24 protein-coding genes and 1 other RNA gene are annotated in these 22,724 nt (G+C 37.7%); 13 read left to right on the top strand and 12 right to left on the bottom strand.

The window, feature by feature from the left end; translation table 11 throughout:
• Positions 1 to 389 precede the first annotated feature (389 nt).
• The 4 genes from ssrA to B9T66_RS04435 form a co-directional block, all read right to left on the bottom strand.
• Positions 390 to 756, bottom strand: a transfer-messenger RNA (tmRNA) gene (gene ssrA, locus B9T66_RS04450).
• Positions 757 to 900: 144 nt separating this feature from the next.
• A complete protein-coding gene (hemE, locus tag B9T66_RS04445; protein ID WP_095627785.1) occupies positions 901 to 1,923 on the bottom strand; it encodes a uroporphyrinogen decarboxylase in 1,023 nt (340 codons plus the stop codon).
• Positions 1,920 to 2,939 (bottom strand): aspartate-semialdehyde dehydrogenase, encoded by a 1,020-nt coding sequence (locus B9T66_RS04440; RefSeq protein WP_095627784.1) that lies wholly within the window; start codon positions 2,937 to 2,939, stop codon positions 1,920 to 1,922. Before B9T66_RS04440 ends, hemE begins: the two co-directional genes overlap by 4 nt.
• Before the next feature lie 72 nt (positions 2,940 to 3,011).
• Positions 3,012 to 3,719 carry a hypothetical protein gene (locus tag B9T66_RS04435; protein ID WP_095627783.1) on the bottom strand — a complete coding sequence of 236 codons (708 nt, stop codon included), beginning with the start codon at positions 3,717 to 3,719 and terminating at the stop codon, positions 3,012 to 3,014.
• A gap of 90 nt (positions 3,720 to 3,809) precedes the next feature.
• Here B9T66_RS04435 and B9T66_RS04430 point away from each other — a divergent pair, with 90 nt between their 5' ends.
• Positions 3,810 to 4,484 (top strand): YggS family pyridoxal phosphate-dependent enzyme, encoded by a 675-nt coding sequence (locus B9T66_RS04430; protein WP_095627782.1) that lies wholly within the window; start codon positions 3,810 to 3,812, stop codon positions 4,482 to 4,484.
• A gap of 33 nt (positions 4,485 to 4,517) precedes the next feature.
• Entirely contained in the window at positions 4,518 to 5,252 is a 735-nt protein-coding gene (locus B9T66_RS04425; protein WP_095627781.1) for a class I SAM-dependent methyltransferase, read from the top strand.
• Here B9T66_RS04425 and B9T66_RS04420 read toward each other — a convergent pair.
• Entirely contained in the window at positions 5,249 to 6,157 is a 909-nt protein-coding gene (locus B9T66_RS04420) for a DMT family transporter (protein ID WP_095627780.1), read from the bottom strand. The genes B9T66_RS04425 and B9T66_RS04420 overlap by 4 nt on opposite strands.
• A gap of 242 nt (positions 6,158 to 6,399) precedes the next feature.
• On the opposite strand from B9T66_RS04420, the gene B9T66_RS04415 reads away from it, so the two are divergent.
• The 11 genes from B9T66_RS04415 to B9T66_RS04365 all read left to right on the top strand — a co-directional run bounded on the left by B9T66_RS04415 (position 6,400) and on the right by B9T66_RS04365 (position 17,175).
• On the top strand, positions 6,400 to 8,577 hold the full coding sequence (locus tag B9T66_RS04415) for a carbon starvation CstA family protein (protein WP_095627779.1): 2,178 nt from the start codon (positions 6,400 to 6,402) through the stop codon (positions 8,575 to 8,577).
• Positions 8,574 to 8,780 (top strand): KCU-star family selenoprotein, encoded by a 207-nt coding sequence (gene kcuS, locus B9T66_RS04410; protein ID WP_095627778.1) that lies wholly within the window; start codon positions 8,574 to 8,576, stop codon positions 8,778 to 8,780. Before B9T66_RS04415 ends, kcuS begins: the two co-directional genes overlap by 4 nt.
• 189 nt (positions 8,781 to 8,969) lie before the next feature.
• Positions 8,970 to 9,383 carry a nucleoside-diphosphate kinase gene (gene ndk, locus B9T66_RS04405; RefSeq protein ID WP_095627777.1) on the top strand — a complete coding sequence of 138 codons (414 nt, stop codon included), beginning with the start codon at positions 8,970 to 8,972 and terminating at the stop codon, positions 9,381 to 9,383.
• Positions 9,384 to 9,430: 47 nt separating this feature from the next.
• Positions 9,431 to 9,784, top strand: coding sequence for a hypothetical protein (locus B9T66_RS04400; RefSeq protein WP_095627776.1), 354 nt, complete (start codon positions 9,431 to 9,433; stop codon positions 9,782 to 9,784).
• 1 nt (position 9,785) lies between these two features.
• Positions 9,786 to 9,935 carry a 50S ribosomal protein L32 gene (gene rpmF / locus B9T66_RS04395; RefSeq protein WP_095627775.1) on the top strand — a complete coding sequence of 50 codons (150 nt, stop codon included), beginning with the start codon at positions 9,786 to 9,788 and terminating at the stop codon, positions 9,933 to 9,935.
• Between the two features lie 41 nt (positions 9,936 to 9,976).
• Positions 9,977 to 10,960, top strand: coding sequence for a phosphate acyltransferase PlsX (gene plsX, locus B9T66_RS04390; RefSeq protein WP_095627774.1), 984 nt, complete (start codon positions 9,977 to 9,979; stop codon positions 10,958 to 10,960).
• An 8-nt stretch (positions 10,961 to 10,968) separates the two neighbouring features.
• Entirely contained in the window at positions 10,969 to 11,946 is a 978-nt protein-coding gene (locus tag B9T66_RS04385) for a beta-ketoacyl-ACP synthase III (RefSeq protein ID WP_095627773.1), read from the top strand.
• 114 nt (positions 11,947 to 12,060) lie between these two features.
• Entirely contained in the window at positions 12,061 to 13,248 is a 1,188-nt protein-coding gene (locus B9T66_RS04380) for a pyridoxal phosphate-dependent aminotransferase (protein WP_095627772.1), read from the top strand.
• A 3-nt stretch (positions 13,249 to 13,251) separates the two neighbouring features.
• Positions 13,252 to 14,583, top strand: coding sequence for an exo-alpha-sialidase (locus B9T66_RS04375; protein ID WP_095627771.1), 1,332 nt, complete (start codon positions 13,252 to 13,254; stop codon positions 14,581 to 14,583).
• Positions 14,584 to 14,612: 29 nt separating this feature from the next.
• A complete protein-coding gene (locus B9T66_RS04370) occupies positions 14,613 to 15,221 on the top strand; it encodes a hypothetical protein (RefSeq protein WP_095627770.1) in 609 nt (202 codons plus the stop codon).
• Positions 15,199 to 17,175 carry an LTA synthase family protein gene (locus B9T66_RS04365; RefSeq protein ID WP_095627769.1) on the top strand — a complete coding sequence of 659 codons (1,977 nt, stop codon included), beginning with the start codon at positions 15,199 to 15,201 and terminating at the stop codon, positions 17,173 to 17,175. Before B9T66_RS04370 ends, B9T66_RS04365 begins: the two co-directional genes overlap by 23 nt.
• 18 nt (positions 17,176 to 17,193) lie before the next feature.
• Here B9T66_RS04365 and B9T66_RS04360 read toward each other — a convergent pair whose 3' ends face one another.
• The 7 genes from B9T66_RS04360 to mqnP form a co-directional block, all read right to left on the bottom strand.
• Entirely contained in the window at positions 17,194 to 17,919 is a 726-nt protein-coding gene (locus tag B9T66_RS04360; protein WP_095627768.1) for a hypothetical protein, read from the bottom strand.
• A 12-nt stretch (positions 17,920 to 17,931) separates the two neighbouring features.
• Positions 17,932 to 18,570, bottom strand: a complete 639-nt coding sequence (gene thiE, locus B9T66_RS04355; protein ID WP_095627767.1) for a thiamine phosphate synthase — start codon at positions 18,568 to 18,570, stop codon at positions 17,932 to 17,934.
• A complete protein-coding gene (locus B9T66_RS04350) occupies positions 18,551 to 19,285 on the bottom strand; it encodes an arginyltransferase (protein WP_095627766.1) in 735 nt (244 codons plus the stop codon). Before B9T66_RS04350 ends, thiE begins: the two co-directional genes overlap by 20 nt.
• Complete coding sequence (locus B9T66_RS04345) at positions 19,285 to 20,574, bottom strand: murein transglycosylase domain-containing protein (protein ID WP_180763333.1); 1,290 nt, start codon at positions 20,572 to 20,574, stop codon at positions 19,285 to 19,287. The genes B9T66_RS04350 and B9T66_RS04345 overlap by 1 nt, the downstream gene beginning before the upstream one ends.
• Positions 20,575 to 20,701: 127 nt before the next feature.
• A complete protein-coding gene (locus B9T66_RS04340; RefSeq protein ID WP_095627764.1) occupies positions 20,702 to 21,226 on the bottom strand; it encodes a DUF6115 domain-containing protein in 525 nt (174 codons plus the stop codon).
• Between the two features lie 11 nt (positions 21,227 to 21,237).
• Positions 21,238 to 21,816, bottom strand: coding sequence for a hypothetical protein (locus B9T66_RS04335; protein ID WP_095627763.1), 579 nt, complete (start codon positions 21,814 to 21,816; stop codon positions 21,238 to 21,240).
• Positions 21,806 to 22,684, bottom strand: coding sequence for a menaquinone biosynthesis prenyltransferase MqnP (gene mqnP / locus B9T66_RS04330; protein ID WP_095627762.1), 879 nt, complete (start codon positions 22,682 to 22,684; stop codon positions 21,806 to 21,808). Before mqnP ends, B9T66_RS04335 begins: the two co-directional genes overlap by 11 nt.
• Between the last annotated feature and the right edge of the window lie 40 nt (positions 22,685 to 22,724).

The following is a 22,724-nucleotide window of genomic DNA, read 5'->3' as shown; positions in this document are numbered from 1 at the left end:
CAATGCGTTTAAGTTTTCTATGCAAAAAACCTTAATAAAAATTTAAAAAATAAACCCAAAGCGACACTCATAAAATATCGATTGTAGCGATATATAATGGCATTTTCTTTTAATAAAATTTTGAATTCCAGTTCGTAGATGATTATTAAAAGATTATTAAAACATTTTGTTTTGCTTCAAAATACAATTATATCATTTTATACCTATTTATAGGGCTTTAGAGCCCTAAGGATAGAGAATATTTTTATACATTTATAACATTTTATACTAAATTTTGGACACCATCTAAAATGGATAAAAAATACGCAATTATAACCCATAAAAGTGCCTGTGTATCGATGTTGTAGGATTTATAAAAAAGAAGGAAAAAATGAGAAAAATACGCAGTTTGGTGGAGTTGTGGGGAATCGAACCCCAGTCCAAAAAGCATTTCCACTAAGACTCTACATGTTTAGATAGGATTTTTATCTTTTTGTCCCAAGAGAAAACCCCCAAACTCTACACGACAAGCAGTCTCTTTGTCTTTTTGCTAAACCAAGACATATTTAGCAAGCATCTAGCATAGTGACGACAGAATCTAAAAGGCTAGAACTCTTAGAAATGTCGGCTCCCAAAGGAAATAAGACTTACGCTACTTTTGCGTAAGCTGGAGCGTAATTTGTATTGTTTGCGTTTATTGCTATTTGGCAGTTTTAGAGCTTACCGGCTCACATGCACTTAGATTCTACACTTCCTGTCGAATTCCTTTTCAACCCCATATATAAAAGGCGAAGCAGGCATTATATCAAAAATTAGTATGTAAAATCTCACAAACTTTGGATATATCTACAAAAGTTATCAGACCCAAGTATTATCCCACACACAGCAAGAGATATAAAAACCTTGCTGATTATCGCGTCATTAGCGTTTTGTGCGCTCTCTTACAATTTGTATTAAATCTATGGCATTTTGGCGCGGCAAGTCTGGCAACATACCATGTCCAAGGTTAAAAATATGTCCGCTTTCTTTTCCCATAACGCGTAATATCGCTTCCACGCCACCTATCATAGAATCTTTATCGTATAGCCTTGCGGGCTCAAGATTACCCTGCAAAACATATTTGTGTCCAAGTTTTTGTTTGGCTAATTCCATAGGGGTGCTCCAATCCACACCAAACACATCAAATACCCCATCAATATGATCCAAAAATCCTGCAATACCCTTAGGGAAAAGCATTACAGGGATATGTGGGTATTTATTTTTTAAAAATTGTGCAATATCTTGCATATAACGCCAACTAAATTCAAAATACGCACTACACTCAAGTGCCCCAGCCCAACTATCAAAAATCTGCACCGCATTTGCACCAGATTCTATTTGTCGTGCAAGATAACCCTTGAGTTCATCACTAATTTTGCTTAATAAACTATGCAAGAGTGTTGGATTGCTATAAAGCATTTTTTTGCTTTTTGTGTATGTCTTGCTCCCCTCGCCTTCTATCATGTATGTAGCAAGTGTCCAAGGCGATCCACAAAACCCTATCAATGCCTTATCTTTGGGAAGTTTTTGGCGTAGCATACTCAATGTATCATACACATATTCTAGATTCTTAAACGCACCACTTTTAAGAGAATCTACATCATTTTGGGTTGCGATTGTTTGCTTAAATTTTGGTCCTTCTCCAGCGACAAATTCAAGCCCCAAGCCCATCTCAAGTGGCACTACCAAAATATCGCTAAACAAAATCGCTGCATCAACATCTAAGATTTCTACAGGCTGAAGCGTAACTTCGGTAGCAAGCTCCACATTTTTGCACAAATCCAAAAAGCTTCCAGCTTGTGCGCGTGTGGCTTTGTATTCGGTTAAATATCGCCCTGCTTGTCTCATAAGCCATATGGGTGTGTATGGCGTAGGTTTCCTAAAACACGCATCAACAAAAATCATAGCTCAATCCATTTTTGGGCGATACGCACAGCATTTGTTGCCGCACCCACACGAAGTTGATCCGCTACACACCATAGATGTAAAATTTTTGGATCAAAGTTATCTACGCGTATGCGTCCGACATAAGTTTGATCTGTTTCTGTAGCAGTCAGTGGCATAGGATATTGATTGTTTTTAACATCATCGATTAGCACAACATTTGGAGCATTTTTTAGCACTTCTTTGGCTTTTGTGCTATCTATGGCATTTTCAAAGCGGATTGTAATGCTCTCGCTATGACTCCTTAACACTGGCACACGCACACAAGTCGCGCTTATAGGTAGGCTTGTATGCAAAATTTTATTTGTTTCGTTGATCATTTTCATTTCTTCTTTGGTGTAATCATTATCCAAAAAGACATCAATATGTGGAATTGCGTTAAGCGCTATACGATGTGCAAAAACCTCTGCTTGACAAGATTGAATATCAAAGTTTAGAATCTGACGCATTTGTGTAAAAAGCTCTTCTATGCCTCTTTTACCCGCTCCTGAAACTGCTTGATATGTGCTTACATCGACACGCTCAATACCAAATGCCCTATGCAATGGCGCAAGAATATGCACCATTTGGATTGTTGAGCAATTTGGATTTGCGATAATACCACGCTTTTTATATAATGCTATATCCTCTGGATTCACCTCTGGGACGACAAGTGGCACATCAGTATCCATTCTAAAATGACTTGTATTATCAATAACCAACGCACCAGCTTTGACCGCACTAGGTGCATATCTTGCACTCACACTCCCACCAGCAGAAAAAAACGCAATTTCAATTTCTTCTTTTGCAAACACTTCATCAGTGGTTTCTAAGATTTCATACTCTTTGCCTCTAAATGAGACGCTCTCCCCTGCACTACGCGCACTTGCAAGTGGCACAAACTTGCCCACAGGAAAATTTTGTTCTTCTAAGACTAATGCCAATTCTTCACCGACAGCACCACTCGCACCGACGATCCCTACATTGTATTGTTTCATTATAGCTACTCCAAAGATGAATTTAAGATTCTAAACCAAAAACTTCGGATTATACAACAATTCCTTAAAATCTTAAAAGAGTTTTTCGCTCAAAAGTCGTATACCAATAGTTCCAAACGCCATATTTTTACCAAAAGGTTGCTCAAACGCATTGCCATATGTGCAATCTATTTGCACCATATCACGTTTAAGCCAGATTCTCACGCCTACTTGATACATTGCAGGTATCAATTGCTCTTTAAATCCCTCTGCCATAAGCCAAATATATTCATTCATATCGTATTCAAACCCAACGCCAAGCGTATAGAGATTGTGGGTTTTTGTGGCTTTGTAGCCTAGATTTGTATGCAAAAAAAGCTGATTAGCAAAAAATGCTTTACTAAAAAGCGCATATGTATAAAAAGTATCATTATGGTTTAAAAATCGTCCTAAACGCGCATTACCAACACTAAGCCCATAACTAAATCCATCACGCTCCAAATCATAAAAGATTTTTTTAAAAGCAAAAACAGCAGCACCCTGATATGCGCCATAAGGACCAGTATGTGAAGAATCTTGATAAGTCAAATTTCCGCCAAGTGTCATTTCGGTATCAAACAAAAAATTACACGCAGGAAGCGCCCATAGCTCATGACCACCTCCAAATTTTGTCCAGCTTTCTATTTGACAACTTTTTGGTGCGACGACACGGGCGTCATCGGTATTCATAGGGCGTGCGCCAAAAAGAACCTCGCACAAGAAAACAAAAGCACTAAAAATAAAAAATATGTTGCGTTTCATATGTGAATTATAACTTTAAAATATTCATAAAATCAAAATCTAAGGCATAATGTCCTATAATTAGCTTACTACAGAATCTAAAGGGAATCTATGCATGCATCTTATATACGCAATCTTGATCTTGTCATACGAAAAATTGAACGCGCACGCTTAGCTTACAATCCTCATCACATCGTGTCGCTTTTGGCAGTAAGCAAATACGCTACAACCGAGCAAATTACGCTTTTGCATGAATGCGGACAAAGGGCGTTTGGCGAAAACAAAGTCCAAGACCTTAAACAAAAAATGCACATTTTAGAATCTCTACCGCTACAATGGCATATGATAGGCACTTTGCAAGAAAACAAAATTAACACGCTTATTGATCTTAATCCTACTTTATTGCACTCATTAGATTCTCTAAAACTTGCCATAGCGTTACAAAAGCGATTAGAAGCCAAAGGTAAGGTAATGCGCGCCTTATTGCAACTTAATACATCTTTTGAATCTACCAAAAGTGGCGTATCACCAACACAAGCCAAAGAAATATATTTAGAGATTTTGGCACAATGTCCTAATATCAAACTAGAAGGGGTGATGAGCATTGGGGTGCATAGCACAGATTATAAGGCTATAGAAAAGAGTTTTGTGCTTGCCAAAGATGTGTTTGATTCACTCCAAAATGTGGGAGCAAAAACCCTTTCTATGGGTATGAGTGAAGATTTTGAGATTGCTATAGCATGTGGCGCAAACCTCGTGCGCATAGGTTCAAGACTTTTTGGCTAGATTGATTACTAAATTATAAACAAAGGAGATACTATGGAATATTTTGAAGCAAGGAATGTCGGCAGTGAGTTTTATGTGGATTATAAACTTCCATCATATTTTGAGGAGATTATCGAGGAGTTAGATTCAGGATCAAGAATCCTAGATTTTGGCTGTGGTTTCGGACAAACTCTCTATGCAATAAAACATAAATCTTTTTTTTGGAAATCCTATAAGGGGGGGGGGCAAGATCTAAGTGTATTTGGTATTGATATTAATCCAAAGGCTATAGAATATTGTTTGTCTCGAGGCGTAGATGCAAAGGTAGTAGAAAATATCTTGGAATTTTTTCCTACACAAAAATTCGATCTCATTATTAGTACGCATTGTTTGGAACATATTCCTAAAGATATGATAGTTCCTATACTCACTCATTTCAAAAAACACTGCCTTACTGATAATGGGAAATTATTTATTGCAGTTCCAAATGCACAAAGCCACACTGGATGTTATTGGGCATATGAAGATTTTACTCATACCACACTTTTTACTGCTGGGAGTCTTATTTATGTTCTTAAAATGGCTGGATTTGATGATGTAAAAATAATTGATCAATATGCTATGAGTGGAAGCAGCGGCATTAAAAAAATTATTAGAAAAATATTTTTAAAGTTTTATATATTCCAATATAAATTTTGGAATAAAATTACAGCAAGCGCCACACACCAACCAAGCCCAAATGTTTTTAGCTATGAAATTAAGGCTCTTGCAAAGTCCAAAAACCCCTAGAATCTCACATATTTTTTAAGCCACGAAATATGTGAGTGATTATATAGACTAAGCAAATAGATAGCACCCAAAGCTAATGCGCACCCTACAAGTGTGCGTATGTCGGGTATTTCATCAAGCAAGAAAAACGAAAAAATGAGTGCAAAGACAGGCACAAGGAGCAAAAAGCTTCCACCTTTATGCACACCCAATACCTCTACACCTTTGTAAAAGATACTTGTAGCCACCACCACAGAAAGAACACTCACGATAAAAAAACAAACCCAAAATGCACTATCCGCAGCCCTTAGGCTCTCCTCTATCCCCTCTCCCAAGAAAAGATATGGGAGAAAAAGCAAGGTGCTAATGCAGGATACATAGCCATTAAATTTCAGTGGATGGATATGAACTTTTTTGCTCAAAAGCGTTACCAATGCCCAAGAAAATGCCGCACCAATAAAAAAGAGATTAAAAGGATTTAACAAAGAAGAAAATTCTTGGATATGCAATAAAAATATCCCAGAGACAAACCCTAGTAGAAGTCCAAATTTCTCACGCATACTAATAGACATACCACCAAAAAACATACTCAATAATGATCCAAAAATAGGTGAAAGTGTCGTAGAGATAACCCCTGCTCTTCCTGCATCGCCAAACATAAGCCCTTGAAAAAATAATAAAGAATAAAGAGCATTAAGCACCCCAGCAATGCACACAAAAAAGCATTGTGTCTTAGAAAGACTAAAAGAAACTCTAAATAATAACATCAAAGGCAAAATACACGCCGATACAAGCGCAAAACGCATAAGCGCAATAAGATAAGGGTGAGATTGTTGAATCAAAATCTTTGAACAGGGCCAAGCTATCGCCCAAAGCGACATAGCAAAAAACATTGCGAGTATATACATTCGTTGTGTGCGATCCATACAGATTCCTGATACGATAAGTCATTTTCTGCATTATGCAATAAGCGCACTTAAGGTTTATTTATGTGTATATACCAATACGCTAAATTTGTATCGTATGGTATATATTTGCATACATGTATTAATGTTACATCTCATCGTGTTTCTCAAAAACTTATCCTAAAAATCTTGACTTACACAAAAACACTTATATACAATGGACTAGTCATTGCAAAATGAGAATCTAAACACAAAGGTGTATTATGAATAAGGCTTTAAGTATTGCACTATGGGCGTTAGTATCGCTTGTAGGTGCATATTGTTTTGGTGTGCTTGCACTGCATACTGGAGAAAGTATTAGTGCAATATGGATTGTGGTAGCAGCGGTGTGTATTTATGCGATAGCATATCGTTACTACTCCAAATATATTGCTTACAAAGTTTTAGGACTTGATGATAATCGCGCTACTCCGGCAGTAGCCCATAATGATGGACATGATTTTGTGCCAACAAATAAGATTGTTCTTTTTGGACATCATTTTGCTGCCATAGCTGGTGCTGGTCCTTTGGTTGGTCCTATCCTCGCTGCCCAAATGGGTTATCTACCAAGTATGATTTGGATTGTGGTTGGTGTGGTGCTTGCAGGGGCAGTTCATGACTTTACTGTGCTCTTTATTTCTATGCGTAGAGATGGAAAAAGCTTGGGAGAAATTATCAAGCTTGAGTTAGGCAAAGGCGTGGGAAGTATCGCAATGATTGGGATTTTAGGTATTATGATGCTTATTATCGCAATTTTAGCGCTTGTTGTTGTCAATGCACTCGCTGAATCTCCTTGGGGACTTTTTACAATCGCTATGACTATTCCTATAGCTATTTATATGGGATTACATATGCGATTCTTGCGTCCTGGTAAAATTGGTGAAGCAAGTATCATTGGCTTTATTTTGTTGCTTTTAGCACTTTATTATGGTCGCGCAGTGGGAGAAAGCGAAACACTCGCACCACTTTTTACATTAAGTCCTGTTACACTTACGTATGTCATGATTGCGTATGGATTTATCGCAGCAATCTTGCCTGTATGGTTTTTGCTTGCTCCTAGAGATTATTTAAGCACTTTTCTAAAAATAGGTGTGATTGTGATTATGGCTGCGGGTATCCTTATAGTAGCGCCAGATGTGCAATTTGCAAGTGTTACAAAGTTTATCGATGGAAGCGGTCCTGTGTTTAGTGGCAAGCTCTTTCCATTTTTGTTTATTACAATTGCTTGTGGTGCGATTAGTGGATTTCACGCCCTTATATCAAGTGGGACAACACCTAAAATGTTAGAGCGTGAATCTCATGCAAGAATGGTAGGCTATGGATCTATGCTTATGGAATCTGCCGTGGCGATTATGGCACTTATTGCTGCTGTAATCCTTACACCTGGTTTGTATTTTTCTGTCAATGTTGCACCAGCTGCCCTTGGAACAGCTAGTTTTTATCAAGGCGGTGTGTTGCAAGACACAATGGCAGCAGCACAGGCAGCGGCGCAAACAATTGGATCATGGGGATTTGTGATTACACCAGAACAGATTCTTAACACTGCCAATGAGATAGGTGAAAAATCAATCCTTAGTAAAACTGGTGGTGCGCCAACTTTTGCAATAGGTTTGGCAACTATCATTTCACAAGTACCATTATTTTCTCAAGGCTCTTTGGCGTTTTGGTATCATTTTGCGATTTTGTTTGAAGCACTCTTTATTTTGACTGCTGTTGATGCAGGGACAAGAGCTGGTAGATTCATGGTTCAAGATGTGCTAGGCAATGTTTATAAGCCATTTGGAAATATCCATTCGATATTTTATGGAATCCTTGCAACATTAATATGTGTGATAGGCTGGGGTTATATCTCTATCAAAGGCGTTACAGATCCACAAGGTGGTGTAAAATCACTCTGGACACTCTTTGGAGTTTCTAATCAAATGTTAGCGGGTATGGCATTGCTTGCTGTGATAGTGGTGCTATTTAAAATGGGTAAAGCCAAACAAGCATGGATTGCGATTTTACCTGCTGTTTGGGTATTGGTAAGCACACTATATGCAGGGATTTTGAAATTACTTCCAGCAAATGGTGAGAAGCTTCATGATTCAGTAAGCCATATTGCGACATGGCAAAACAACAAAGCAGCTGCGGCTCAAAAACTTGCAGAGATGGCTACACAAACAGATCCTGAAGTTATTGCAAGCCTTAGCGCTCAAGTAGATAAATTCAATCTCATTGCTAGTAATAACTTGCTTAATGCAATTTTGTGTGCATTCTTTATGCTTGTAACATGTCTTGTATTGTTGCAATGTATTAGAATCTGTCTTAGGACTATAAGCGGTAAGCCAACCATACCTCTTGCTGAATCTCCATATATAAAAGCAAGTGATTATGATGGCAAAATTGCCGTGCATAAATGATATTTGCAAAAATTTGGAGGCATGCGCAAAGAATCTATCAACGCTCCGATAGATTCTTGCATTTGCTCGTAGGTATGCCAAGTTATGACAAATATTTGGAGCATATGCGCATTCATCACCCCGACAAGATTCCCAAAACACAAAGGGAATTTTTTAAGGAAGCAATGGAAAAAAAATATGGTTCAGGCAGGGCAAAATGTTGATGAAAGCCTCTATGCAAGGTTTGCATACACAAAATTTTCTAGGCTTTCTATAAACCTCTAAAACACTATAATTTGCTACTAGATTCTATAAAATACAGCACAAAAAGTGTTAGTTTAAGTTTTCTAAGGTTTTAAAAAACTTATTTGTGCTAGAATCCCTCACTTTTATTTCTTTTTAGGAGAATCATTATGGAACAAACTCTCTCTATCATTAAGCCTGATGCTGTCAAAAAGGGCGTTATTGGTAAAATTATTGATAGATTTGAAAGCAATGGTTTGCGTATAGCAGCGATGAAAAAACTCCAACTTGGACGCTGTGATGCAAAAGAATTTTATGCAATACACAAAGAACGCCCATTTTTTAATGACCTTGTTGATTTTATGGTAAGCGGTCCTGTAGTCGTTATGGTGCTAGAGGGAGAAAATGCTGTGCTTAAAAATCGCGATCTTATGGGTGCGACAAATCCTAAAGAAGCAAAACCTGGAACAATCAGAGCAGACTTTGCCGATAGTATCGATGCAAATGCTGTGCATGGTAGCGATAGCCTTGAAAATGCTAAAAATGAAATTGCATTTTTCTTTGCCAAGCGAGAAATTTGCTAGTAATAGCATTTTGTGTTTTGTATCTTAAAAAATGCACAAAGTAATCTATGAAAATTGCTTTTAGAAAAGTTGCCGCATCACCAAAATCCTTTAGTTTAGAATCTGAGGGTTTGGAGCTTCGTGGCACACTTACTCGTGTAGATTCTAAGCTTTCTAAACTTGATGCCACGCTTAGTGGTGGTTTAGAGCTTATTTGTGCGCAAAGCGGAGAAACTTTTATCAAAGATTTTAATGAGCCTTTGGTTTTGTATATTTCAGATGGTGTTTGGGATACACAAAGCCAAAGTAATCTTGATAGCCTTGATGTTATCGAGTTTTTCGATGGTTTTATAGACTTAGAGTATATCTTGCAAAGCGAGATAGAATCTATAAAAATGGATTATCACATAAAAGGAGAATAATATGGCAGTTCCAAAAAGAAGAGTAAGTAAAACACGCGCAGCAAAGCGAAGAACACACTACAAAGTAAGTCTTGCAATGCCTATCAAGGATAAAGATGGCAGCTGGAAAATGCCTCATCGTATCAATAAATTTAGCGGACAATACAAGTAAGCATATTTGATATTTTGTGTGTTTGAAAGAGGGAGGAGTCGATGCGAAAAATTGCCATTGATGTAATGGGTGCAGATCATGGTATCGAGCCCATTGTGCTTGGTGTGGTAGAAGCCTTAAAGCATAGAGAATTTCAAGCCCTTATTGTAGGTGATGAAGCCAAAATTAGCCCATTATTGCCAAGTGAGCTTGTAAATCGTGTGCAAATTGTGCATTGCCTAGATTATGTCAAAATGGAAGAAAGTGCAACAAATGCATCAAAACGCAAGGAAACTTCTATTTTTGTCGCTACAGAGCTTGTGCGTGAGGGCAAAGCTGATGCGCTTGTATCACCCGGACATAGTGGCGCAACAATGAGTCTTGCTACTCTTAAGCTTGGTAGAATTAAGGGTGTTTCTCGCCCTGCAATCTGCACTACTATGCCAACTATCAATGGCAATCCTAGTATGATACTTGATGCTGGAGCAAACACAGACTGCAAACCCGAATACCTAGTGGATTTTGCCATTATGGGGCATGAATATGCCAAGAGTGTTATGGGATATGCTAATCCACGCGTAGGACTTCTATCTAATGGCGAGGAAGACACAAAGGGCAATGAACTCACCAAAGCAACATTTCCATTGTTAAAAGAATTTGAGTTTTTTCAAGGCAATGTAGAGGGAAGAGACATCTTTAATGGCAGTGTCGATGTAGTCGTGTGTGATGGATTTTCAGGCAACCTTGTCCTCAAGGCAAGCGAGGGTGTAGCAAGTGCTATTTCCCAAATCCTTAAGCAAGAAATCAAGAAATGCCCTATTCGCACACTTGGCGCAATGCTTATGAAAGGTGCATTCAAGAATCTTAAAAAGAAAATCGATCATAGTGAGTATGGTGGCGCACCATTGCTAGGCGTCAAAAATGTTGTGATTATTAGCCACGGAAGCTCAAATGCTAGAGCTATAGAATGTGCTGTGTATCAAGCACTCCACGCCCTAGATTCTGACATTTGTGCAAAACTAGAGAAGGTTTTTGAATCTCGATAAGGAATACTATGGAACAACTCTTTGCTTCACTCAAATCTATTGCATCTTATGTGCCATCACAATGCGTAAGCAATAAGGATTTTGAAAAAACCTTAGATACGAGCGATGAGTGGATTAGCAAGAGAACAGGTATTCAAACGCGTTACTTTGCTGCTCCGGAGCAAAACACAAGTGATCTTGCTTATGAAGCAGGAAAACTTGCTATAGAGCGCGCCAACCTCACACCCAATGACATTGATGTCGTAATCGTTGCTACATTAAGTCCAGATTATCTTACAATGCCTTCCACAGCGTGCATTACTGCTCATAAACTTGGGATACACAATAAACCCGCTTTTGATATTAGTAGCGCATGTAGCGGTTTTATCTATCTTCTTGATATAGCAAAATCTTTTATACAATCACGCACTTACAAAAATATTCTCATCATAGGGGCTGAAAAAGTAAGTTCAGTGCTAGATTTTCAAGATCGTGGCACATGTGTGCTTTTTGGAGATGGAAGTGGTGCTGCAGTTGTGAGTGCCACGACAGAGAAATCTAAATCTATTCTTGATGTGCATGTCGCTGCAAATGGGCAATATGCTGATTTGCTATATACACCTAGACTTGGTGCTACAAGCAATTCACCAAAACAATGCCTACAAATGAAGGGTAATGAAGTTTTTAAACAGGCAGTAAAAACACTTGCGCAAGATGTGAAAGATATTTTGGAACATAATGCCATTAAACCTCAAGATGTGAATTTCTTTGTGCCACATCAAGCAAATCTACGCATTATTAATGCTGTTGGAGAAATGCTAGACTTCTCTCCAGAACAAATTGTGCTCACCGTGCAAAAATACGGCAATACTTCTGCTGCCTCAATTCCTATGGCTATTGATGAAATCTATACGCAAGGCAAGCTTAAAAATGGTGATCTACTCCTGCTTGATGCATTTGGTGGAGGATTTACTTGGGGCTCTGCTCTTGTGTATTTTAATGGCTAATGTTTGCATACATTCATTACACAACACCATTACATAAGTTTTGTAAAAGTAAAGATATATTACAATCTTAATCTTTCAATAAAAAGGCTACAGATTAACGCATAAGGAGAAAATATGCAAAATCCTACATATGCACCTAGAATCCAGCTTCTTAGTGAATCTACTACTATTGCAATTAGCTCTCTAGCACGCGATCTTAAAGCACAAGGCAAAGATATTTTAAGTTTTTCAGCCGGTGAGCCAGATTTTGATACGCCAAAACCTATCAGAGATGAGGCAATACGAGCACTTAATAGTGGATTTACACATTATACAGCAGTGGGTGGTATTCCAGAATTACGCAAAGCAATTTGCGAAAAGCTTGAGCGCGAAAATGGCTTACATTACGACCCTAGTGAGGTTATTGTAAGTAATGGCGCCAAACATTCGCTCTTTAATGTGCTTCAAGCACTTGTATGCGAGGGTGATGAAGTAATAATTCCTACGCCATATTGGGTGAGTTATCCAGAAATTGTAACATATTGTGGTGGAACAAATGTTTTTATCCCTACAGACGAAAAGCAAAATTTTAAAATCACACCAAAACAGCTCAAAGAAGCCATCACACCCAAGACAAAAATGCTTGTCTTAAATTCTCCTTCAAACCCTACAGGCATAGTATATAGCAAGGAAGAGCTAGAAGAATTAGCACAGATATTGGCAGGAAGTAATATTTGGGTGCTTAGTGATGAAATCTATGAAAAACTTGTCTATGATATAACCTTTTGCTCTAGTGCAGCTATTAGTCAAGATATGCTAGAGCGCACAATTCTTATTAATGGATTGAGCAAGGCAGTAGCGATGACAGGGTGGCGTGTAGGCTATGTCGCTTGTAAAGATAAGCAGCTTATCAAATATATGGATAATCTCCAAAGTCAATGCACCTCAAATGTCAATTCTATCGCGCAAAAAGCAAGTGTAGTCGCACTTGGTAAAGAATGCGTGGCAGACATAGAAGAAATGCGTCTTGCATTTAAAGAACGCATGGAAGTTGCTTACAAACTCTTTAATACCTTGCCAGGCATTAGTCTCCAAAAGCCACAAGGAGCATTTTATCTCTTCCCCAATATCCAAGAAATTGCAAAATTTAAGGGAGATTCTATGCGGTTTTGTCAAGAGCTATTGCAATCTCAAGGCGTGGCACTTGTCCCAGGTAGCGCTTTTGGTAAAGATGGCTATGTGCGCTTTTCTTTTGCATGCAACACAGAGCAGATTCAATTAGGAATAGAACGAATTGCGCGATTTATTAAGGATTCTCAATAATTTATGAGAATCCTTAAGTTTGTGTGTTTTGGAGTTTGCGCATTAACGCTAAGTATAGCTACCTACCAAAGCACATACACTAACACTGCACCATTTATTTTACGCACACCAGATTCACTCTCACCGCTTTCTGATAACTCCCCTATTCTCTTGCAAAATACCGCACAAGATATGCAAGATTCTTCACAAGATTTTATCCTTGTGCCAAATTTTGAAAAAAGCGCACATGCAAGCTCTGTATTGGATTTAGATTCTAAACTTATGGTGTTGTTTTTTGCCGGAGACAAAGAGGGATCTCGTAATGTCAAGATTTATCAAAGCTTTTTATACAAAGGTAGTAAGTCTTGGAGTGAGCCAAAACCTATTCTCACGCCAGAATGGCTATCTAAACAAAGTGACAAATTCATAAAAAAGCTTGGTAATCCAGTCGCATTTCGCGATAGTTTGGGTAGGACGCACCTCTTTGTTGTGGGGGTAAGCTTGGGTGGGTGGAGCACTTCCAAAATCTATCAACTTTTATTTGATGAGACTTTAGAGAATCTCACCTATGTTGGAGAATTGCATTTAGGGGTGTTTGTAAATTTTTCTCATCTCGTGCGAACTCCAGCGGTTTTGCTAGAAAATGGCGGATTTATGCTTCCAGTATATCATGAACTTGCCGACAAATACCCGCTTGCACTTTTCTTTGACGCGCAAGGACATATGCAGTTTAGCAAACGCCTTAATAATTTGCGTGGGCAACTCCAACCTAGTATAGTCGCTACTACTTCTTCTGAATGCCTTGAGTTTTCTCGATCATATCACGCTGATTATGCGTATTTGCAACATTGCGATGATATGGGCAATGTATGGCACAAACCTATACAAACAAATCTCATAAATTATGATAGCTCAAGTGTGCTTGTAAATATCGGAGGAGAAGTCGTGCTAATCCATAATGATGGCTTTAATAATCCTCTTTTGGAGTTGTATCAGCTTTATGGGGAAGACATTCATATTCATTCTAGGGCTTCATTGAGTATATTTTGGCTAAAAGATTCTGCACAAGGTATGTTTGAGCGACTTTTAACACTTGATATTAGCAAAAATGGAGAGGTAAGCTATCCTGCTGCAGTGCTAGATTCTCAAAATCTCTACATCACATACACTTACAATCGCAAACAAATTAAATATGCCAAGGTGCGCCTTGATACACTCCAAGAGCTTATCGCTCAAGCAAAAGAAAAAAATCCCGTATTTTTTAAAGAACAAGATAAAGATACTGGAGAAGATCCACTTTTGTATCTTAGAGATTTTTATTTTGCGCACAATGGGCTTTATATGCCAATATTTTAGACACTAAGGGTTAAAAAGGTTAAGTAACAATGTTTGGCTTATGGATTATGTATGTAGCGATTATATTATGGCTTGGCGCTCACTTGTTAGAATCTAGGATTCTTGTGAAATATATATTGTGTCTTATATGTATTGTATTAGCCTGTATGCCGATATTTTTTACACATTATAGTAGTATTGAAATCATATATGCGTTTTTTGATGCACCAAGCATTATAACTATTTTGATTGCGCTTACTTTTTTGGCTAAAACTTTTGTGCAAGATGTTGGGACTCTTATGCACAAACAAATCTCCATACCCCTTGCATTACAACCCATAACATTTTTGTATTACGCAGTCTTTGGGGCATTATTGCTATTAGGCACGCTAAACATAGTGCCTTGGCTTGATGTTTATCATTTTGATCCAATTTTTGAAAATCTCATTGTATTGGGTGTGATAGCAGTGATGATATATAGTGATATGCTTATGGGAATCTTTCTTGCTTTAGCCTCTGTTGCTCTCTTTTTCACAGATACGCACAATATCTTAGATAACATCTTTTGTCCGTATTTGTGGGTTTATAGTGTAGGCTACACGCTTTTTATGAGTTTTATATCACTAAGGAAATATTATGAAAAACGCATTTTGGTTTAGAGCTTCATTGTGGAAGTGTGTGGTTTTTGCACTCACGATATATGGAGTCTTTTTTGCGCTGCGTTTAGGGTTTGTGGCATATATTGATGTTTTTGATCACGACATAACACATATTCCTTTTTCTACCTATTTCCGAATACTATTTTATGGCTTGTTATATGATAGCAATATCGTAGGAATTCTGACACTTATAATGTTTATCTTGGGTCTTTTTTTGTATCAATCCTCTATGGGACGCAAGATTTTACATATACTTGCTGTCTTGTGTATCATCATAAGTCTCTATGTAGGTTTGAGCCAAATATGGTTTTATCATCTTTATCACGATATCTTTGATGCAAATTTGTTTCGCGACAATATACAATTTTCTATTTTTATAGCACCTTGGGAAGAATACACACACTGGAAACTTTTTATCTTTCTTATAAGTTGTCTTGTGTTTTTGGGGATTATGCGCATTGGCTTTAAGATTATAGATTTTGTGTATCAAACAAATCCATATACACGCCTCTCCTATCAAGCTCCCAAATATTCGCCCCTGCTTATTCTTGTGGTATGTTTTGTGATTTGGGAGGCTTTTGCATTAAGGAATATAGCGACAAAACACTTACAGCTCCATAGCAATCTCCAAAAAACACTACCTAACGCGATACATAGCCTTAGTAAAACATACAAACTCTATAAACAAATCAATCATTCCTCTTTTGGTGATTACATAGATCAATCACCCACAGAGGTTGTAAAAGATTTTTTTGAACTACAAGAGGATTTGCCACACTATGATTTGCAAAAGCTTCTCCAAAAAAGCACCAACAACGCATCTAACACGCAAATTAATCATATTTTTTATATCATCGTTGATGAACTCAATGACTGGTGTTTTGAAAAAGGGGTTGATGAGATTGGAGTATGTAGCGAACTAAACGCACTTGTATCAGAGGGTGCATTTAAGGCAAATATCTTTTTGGAAAATGCCTCTAGTGATATAGCTAGTCTTGAAACGCAAATAAGTGGTCTTTTTGATATCGGTATTGATTTACGCCTTGCCTCCAAGCAGATTGAGAATCTCAAAACTTCGTTGGCAATGAATTTCAAAGCATTGGGATATACAACAAACTTTTTCTTTGGTGGCAATAGAGATCATTGGGATAAACTTGATGAGTTTGTGCATTCCCAAGGTTTTGATAAGAGTTTTTATGACACACAAATTACCCAAAACGCCAAAACACGATCCTATAAACCTCCATATGAACATACAATGGGTGCTTATAACCAATACCTTGTAAATTTCGTGCGAGATAGATTGTTTGTAGGCTATCAACAAAAAAGCTTTAATGTTATAGTAACCACGCCTTATACCAAAGATCAAGAGATAGAATCTAACTATACGCAATATATACAAGAATTCATACAGACACATCCAGAAATCGCTAAACAAGGTGATATACATCTATTAAGCTATCTATACCAACAAGATAAGATTTTGGCTAAATTTATAGCAGATATAAGCGAGAGATTCCCAAATGCGCTATTTGTGATAACAAGCACGCATAACACCGCCAAAATCTCTACACCAAAAAACAAATATAATGTGCCTTTTATTCTCTATGCACCAAGTCTAAAGCCCATAATGCTTTCCAATGTGGGTTCACATGTGGATATTGTGCCAACAATCCTTGAGTTAGTGGCACCAAACAAACACGAATATGTAAGTTTTGGAAGACCACTTCTTAGCAACAAAAACAGCCCATATCAAGAAAATCTCTATAAAGCATTTGGTAATAAAGTGGTAGCAAATGAGCGATTTATCTACGATGGGGCGCATATAGAGTATGTGAGTCAAGGCTTAGAGCGCACAAAAGACAAGGAGCTTGCCTCTTCTTTGTATCAGCATTTGCAAGAAGCACGAGCTTTAAGTTGGTGGATCTTTAAAAATGGTTATAAGATAGAATAGATTCTCACTATATTGGTATCACAAAGAAAATTCTGTGCTTGTATTAAAATAATGTAGCATTGTTCTAATGCTAGCATGTGTGATAATTTTTTGATTTTTAGCACTCTTAGTAGATATATGATAGTTTTGCACTGCAATTTCCCTATCAGCGCTAATACAATGATTCCAAGCATGTCCAAAATATGTGCAAATATTTGGTGGTGTGATATGTTGCCATTTATCGGCGATATAAATATTCACCCATTTTTGGATACTTTGTGGCTTTTCTTTCAAGCGCCAATACCCCACAGGATCCATTGTTACAAGCAAAGGAATGCTTTGTGGTGCAAGATGTAGCGTTGCTAAGACCTTTGTAATATTTGCTGCTCCCCAGCTATGCGCAAATATATAAGGATAATACCCCGCATTAATAAGTGTGGGTAAGCACGCATAAAAAAGTGCTTTACTATCAAAGGTTGTATATATTTTTGCACAAAAAGGAATATGTGCAAGTTTTTGATAGCTACCATTTACAAATTGTGCAAATTCCCTAAATACTACATGATGATAGCTATCCATAAGCCCACCAACAAAAATAATAATATGTTTATAATCTCGTGATGTAGTGGCTTGTGAGTGAAAATCCTCACAATCACAAATACTCTGTAAGTCCTTATGACGCAAAAAAATATTTGTTTGTTTATAGGCGGTTTTTGGAGGGGGAATATCACCTCGCCACAATGCAATAGGAAGTCCTAGATTCACGAAATATCCTTTTTAGTATTTTGCAAGTTTGGCGCGCATAAAACTTTCAGCAAGATTTTGAGCATTTTGGCGTGGATTTCCATTCCACAAAGAGCTTATTGTAGCGAACATATCAGCATTTTTTAGCAATTGTATATTATCTTTGCTAATTCCTCCAATAGCACAAATTGGAATATCAAGCACTGTCTTTGCTTCAGCAAGAATCTCTGCCCCAACGCACATAGCATTTGGCTTGGTCAAAGAAGGAAAGATAGCGCCAAATGCAACATAATCTGCGCCTTGAGATTGTGCTTCTTTGGCACGCGATATGTCTCCATAACTTGAAACACCCAAAATACCTTTGAATCTTTTGCGTACCGACGCAAGATTCCCATCATCTTTGCCAATATGCAATCCCGGAACACCAAGCTTTATCGCGAGCTCTATGCGATCGTTTAAGACAAAAAGCACATTTGAACTAGCACATATATGCATTAAGTGCTTAATAATCTCTATAATATCCTTATCTAGGCTATTTTTGTCTCTAAATTGAAAGATTTTCATACCGCTCGCTATGGCTTCTTGCACTTGAGTTATAAGAGTGCTAAATGGCGTGAGTTTTTCATCACTAATACCATAAAGACCTACTAAATCATATGTTTGTCCGCTCATAGATTCTCCAATCTGGTATTTCAAATAAATCTGGTGCATTATGTAGATATTCAAAAGGTCCAAATCGCTCTTTGTAACCCATAGAATAATGATCTTTTATCCAATAACCGGGATAAAAATAACGTAATCCCCTTTCTTTAGCAATTTTAAGTTGCACAAGAATATTAAGCGTCCCCAAACTCAAATGTCCATAATCATGATCATAGAAAAAATATACCGCGCTTATGCTATCTCCAAGTATATCCACCAATCCAACGCCTATGAGCTTAGAATCTCGCACATACAAAAACTCATAACCATATTCCTGATGTCCCTCAACAAACATTTCATGATAGCTTTGCTCTGTAATAGGTGTGTATTCCCACGATTTTTTGAGATTCATCACGCGGTGATATTTGTCATACAACAAAAGATGATCTTGTGTTAAAGTTGGTTTTTGTATGTATAGAGCGGTTTCTTGATTATTTTTTAGCACTCGTTTTTGATTTTTGCTAAATTCAAAATCTTCCACTAGAGTGCGTATAGAAATGCACTCCTTACAATGCTGACACACAGGAACAAAAAAGTATTTTCCAAAGCGTCTCCAACCCCTTTGCAATAAACCCAAATAAAAAGATTCAGAGCAATGAAAAATATGAAAATAACGCATTGTGCTTTGTTGATCAGCAAGATAGCTACAATGTTTAGAATCTGAAAAAAACTCAAATATTTTCATCATAGCCCTACATACTGCCTTTTAAAATTTGTAACCTTTTGGACATAGCGGCGTGCCTCATCTTGGCTTAGTCTTGTTGTGAGGCGTTTATATACTTGATCTGAAGAAAGAGAGTTTATAACGCTAATAGCTTGTTTTCGATCGCTATGAAACGCACGCAACACATTTCCACTTCCCGTGTTATACGCCGCTATGACGCAATATTCCTGCGATTTTGGATCGCTAATGCCTTGCAAATAACGAGTAAAAAGTATATGTAAATATGCACTACCATACCTAATATTTGTCTCTGGCGTGAAAAGCATTGTTTTTGTTGGCACTCCAGCATTACCAGTGATAAGTTTATGTGAATCTGCCCCCGCTGTGCTTGGAACAATCTGCATTAATCCATATGCAGGCACATGACTCATCGCATAGGGATTAAAGTTAGATTCTGTATGAATGATTGCCATCACAAGTGCAGGATCAAGACCAAATTCTTTGGCATAGCGTTGTGCAATGGCTTGATAACTATTACCAGCAAGCTTTTGGTAATCATCACTCATTTGCAAATCTACATAATACACCTTGTGTCCGCTAGAATCTGTGCGTGTTTGGAGTTTGTTTTGCACCAAATATTGTGCATACCTTTTGGCTCGCCATTCATACAAAATATCCTGTCCCTCATTATCCTTAATAAGTCCTGCAAGAAATGGCTTACCATCAAATTTCACTTCAGAATCCGAATACAAATCCATACCTCTAGGATCTTTTGGAGTGAGCAATGCTTTGGTGATTGCACTTTCTAAGGCATTGGTGGGGTTTGATGTGTCGATAGTTTCTACGCGAATCTTACCGCTTGTAAAATCAATGCTTGAGCGCGAAAGATAATGATCGCTATATTTAACAAGCTTTGAGGTATCTGATACTTCAAACTCGCTCTCTCCCCAATTTTTTGAAATATTCCCACTAAGATTCATTAATTCTTGCCTATGGGCTTTATGGGCTTTTTTGAGATTCTCATTTGCTTGGCTTGAAAAGTCTGAATTATTATGCAATTCACTCTCTAAGGCAAGATCGGATTGTGCCAAAAGGCTATCACGACCAAAAAATGAAGTATTTGCATTGCCACTTAAAGTTCTTTTGGGTTTTTTTGTTGTGCGTATATCATCTTCATAGGAAGCCCACATTTTTGAATCTGCACCATCCATAAGAGTATGTCGCGTAAGTGTTGCGTTATTTGTGTCTAACTTGCAGCCACTAAACGCATACAATATACACAGACATGCACTAAAAGAAAGATATTTCACGCCACCAACCTTGCTGTAGATTCTATATAAGTGCATAGAATCTAGGACTTTTCTTAAATTTTAAAGCAATAAGCAAAAAAAATTCCTTAAGAGACAAGGTTTTGACTTGCACGCATTGCAAAAAGTTTTAGCGGATATTAGCAAGCTTGAGGATAAACTCCACTTCTCCCTTACCAAGACGCATTTCTTTGGCAATAGAATCTATGCTCCAGCCATCTCTAAAAAGTGCGCTAATGCGTTTTTCATCGATAGTATTTCCATTTGAGGGCATATAATTTAACTCGCGCAGTTTTTCCTCAAGCATAAGGGTTTTTTCTTCCATATAATCATTTTGTTTATGAATATCAGATTCTAAGATTTCTATCTGTCGTTGCACCTTGATAAGCCCATTACTTAGTGCGTCTCGCACTTCGGCTTTTATCTTGCTCCCAAGCGCAGTGTTGGTGTATTGGTTTTCAAGTTCGTTGTCTTTTATCCATTTTTTAATTTTATACATTTCCTTGTTTAAATCCTCAATCCCACGCTCAAAACGCCTAAGACGCTTGTATGTATCCATACTGCGAAAATAATTTGCTACAACAAGCACGATGACAACAAGCAAACAAGCAATGCTGCAAATCATACTAAGATTTTGAAATGACAATTCAAACACTACGCTATCCTTTATTCTGTCTTTTGTTGGAGGCTTTTTGTATCCAAAATCATACCACGCTCACACTCTGCTACAAACGTATCAAAATATGTGCGGTTTTTGATATGAATATGTTCGATTTTGGCAACTTGTGGGTGCAAAACTCTTGCAAAGATTCCAAGTGTGCGTTCAGGAAAAAATGGCACAAACATACGCACATAAATCGCATTCTCTCCCTCACAATCCCCAAAACTTTGATCTTCATCAAGACACAACGCATCATGTCCGACAAATTTAAGTTTGGCTTTGTGCGCAAGAGGCAAAAGCTCTTGTTCTTTATGCGTAAGAATCTGCTCTAATCTCTCAAGCTTTTTATACATTTCGGTTAAAATCTCAATAATCACGACATTTTCTTCACCCAAAGCACTCTTAGAATGCATAGTTTTTATCCATTTCAATATAGGTGCTTGGCTAAAAGTCGCAAGAGTAGAAAACTCCTCCTCATACAAAGGCATTGTTTGAGCTTGTATGTATTCATAGGCTAGGTGCAGATGACATCTCCCTAAACGCGTTGAAATCCCCAGAGATTCTAATAATGCCTTATAGTCCATAATGCCACACTCCATCAAAAGCTACAAATGCAAAAAACACAAACCCTAAATATCCATTGGTCGCAAAAAATGCCTTAGGGATATTCACAAAATCCTTATGCACGAGGTATTGTTCATATATAAGCATTATTGCACAAACTACTAAGCCTACATATGAAATAACCCCTAGAATCTGTGTCTGATATATAAAGATTCCCCAAAAAATCACCGCGCACAAATGAAATAGCCTTGAAAGATATAGGGTATTTTGCACCCCAAATCGCGAAGGAATTGAATAAAGATTATGCTTTATATCAAATTCCCTATCTTGCAAGGAATACAACAAATCAAATCCAGCCACCCAAAACATCACTGCCACACTCAAAGCCACACACCACCACTCTAGGCTTCCTAACACTGCGATACATCCAGCAATAGGTGCAAGACCTAGTGAGATACCAAGCACAAGGTGCGCGAGTGAAGAAATGCGCTTCATCACCGAATATCCTCCCAAAATCACCAAAAAAGGTAAGGACAACATAAAAGCAAGGGTATTGATATAATAAGACACAAGCACAAAAATAATGGCATTGACACCACAAAACACACTTAAAGCCACAAACCCTACCCTACCATCAACACTAGGACGATTTGTGGTGCGTGGATTAAGCGCATCTATATCTCTATCTAAAAGTCGATTAAAACCCATTGCAAAGTTTCGCGCACTCACAAGTGCCACGACACACAAAAAAAATGTAGACCACCCCATCCAAACGCTTCCATCAGCTTGCAAGCTTGAAACAACCATAGATATGAGGATAAAGGACGCAGAAAAAATTGTGTGCTCAAACATCACAAGTTCATTAAAATTTTGTATTTTCTTTAGCACCGCCACACTCCAAAAACTTGACAAATATCTTATTTTACAT

The organism is Helicobacter sp. TUL (assembly GCF_002287135.1).
In the GTDB taxonomy this organism is placed as follows: domain Bacteria; phylum Campylobacterota; class Campylobacteria; order Campylobacterales; family Helicobacteraceae; genus Helicobacter_F.
This window is presented reverse-complemented; position numbering and strand designations above follow the sequence as displayed.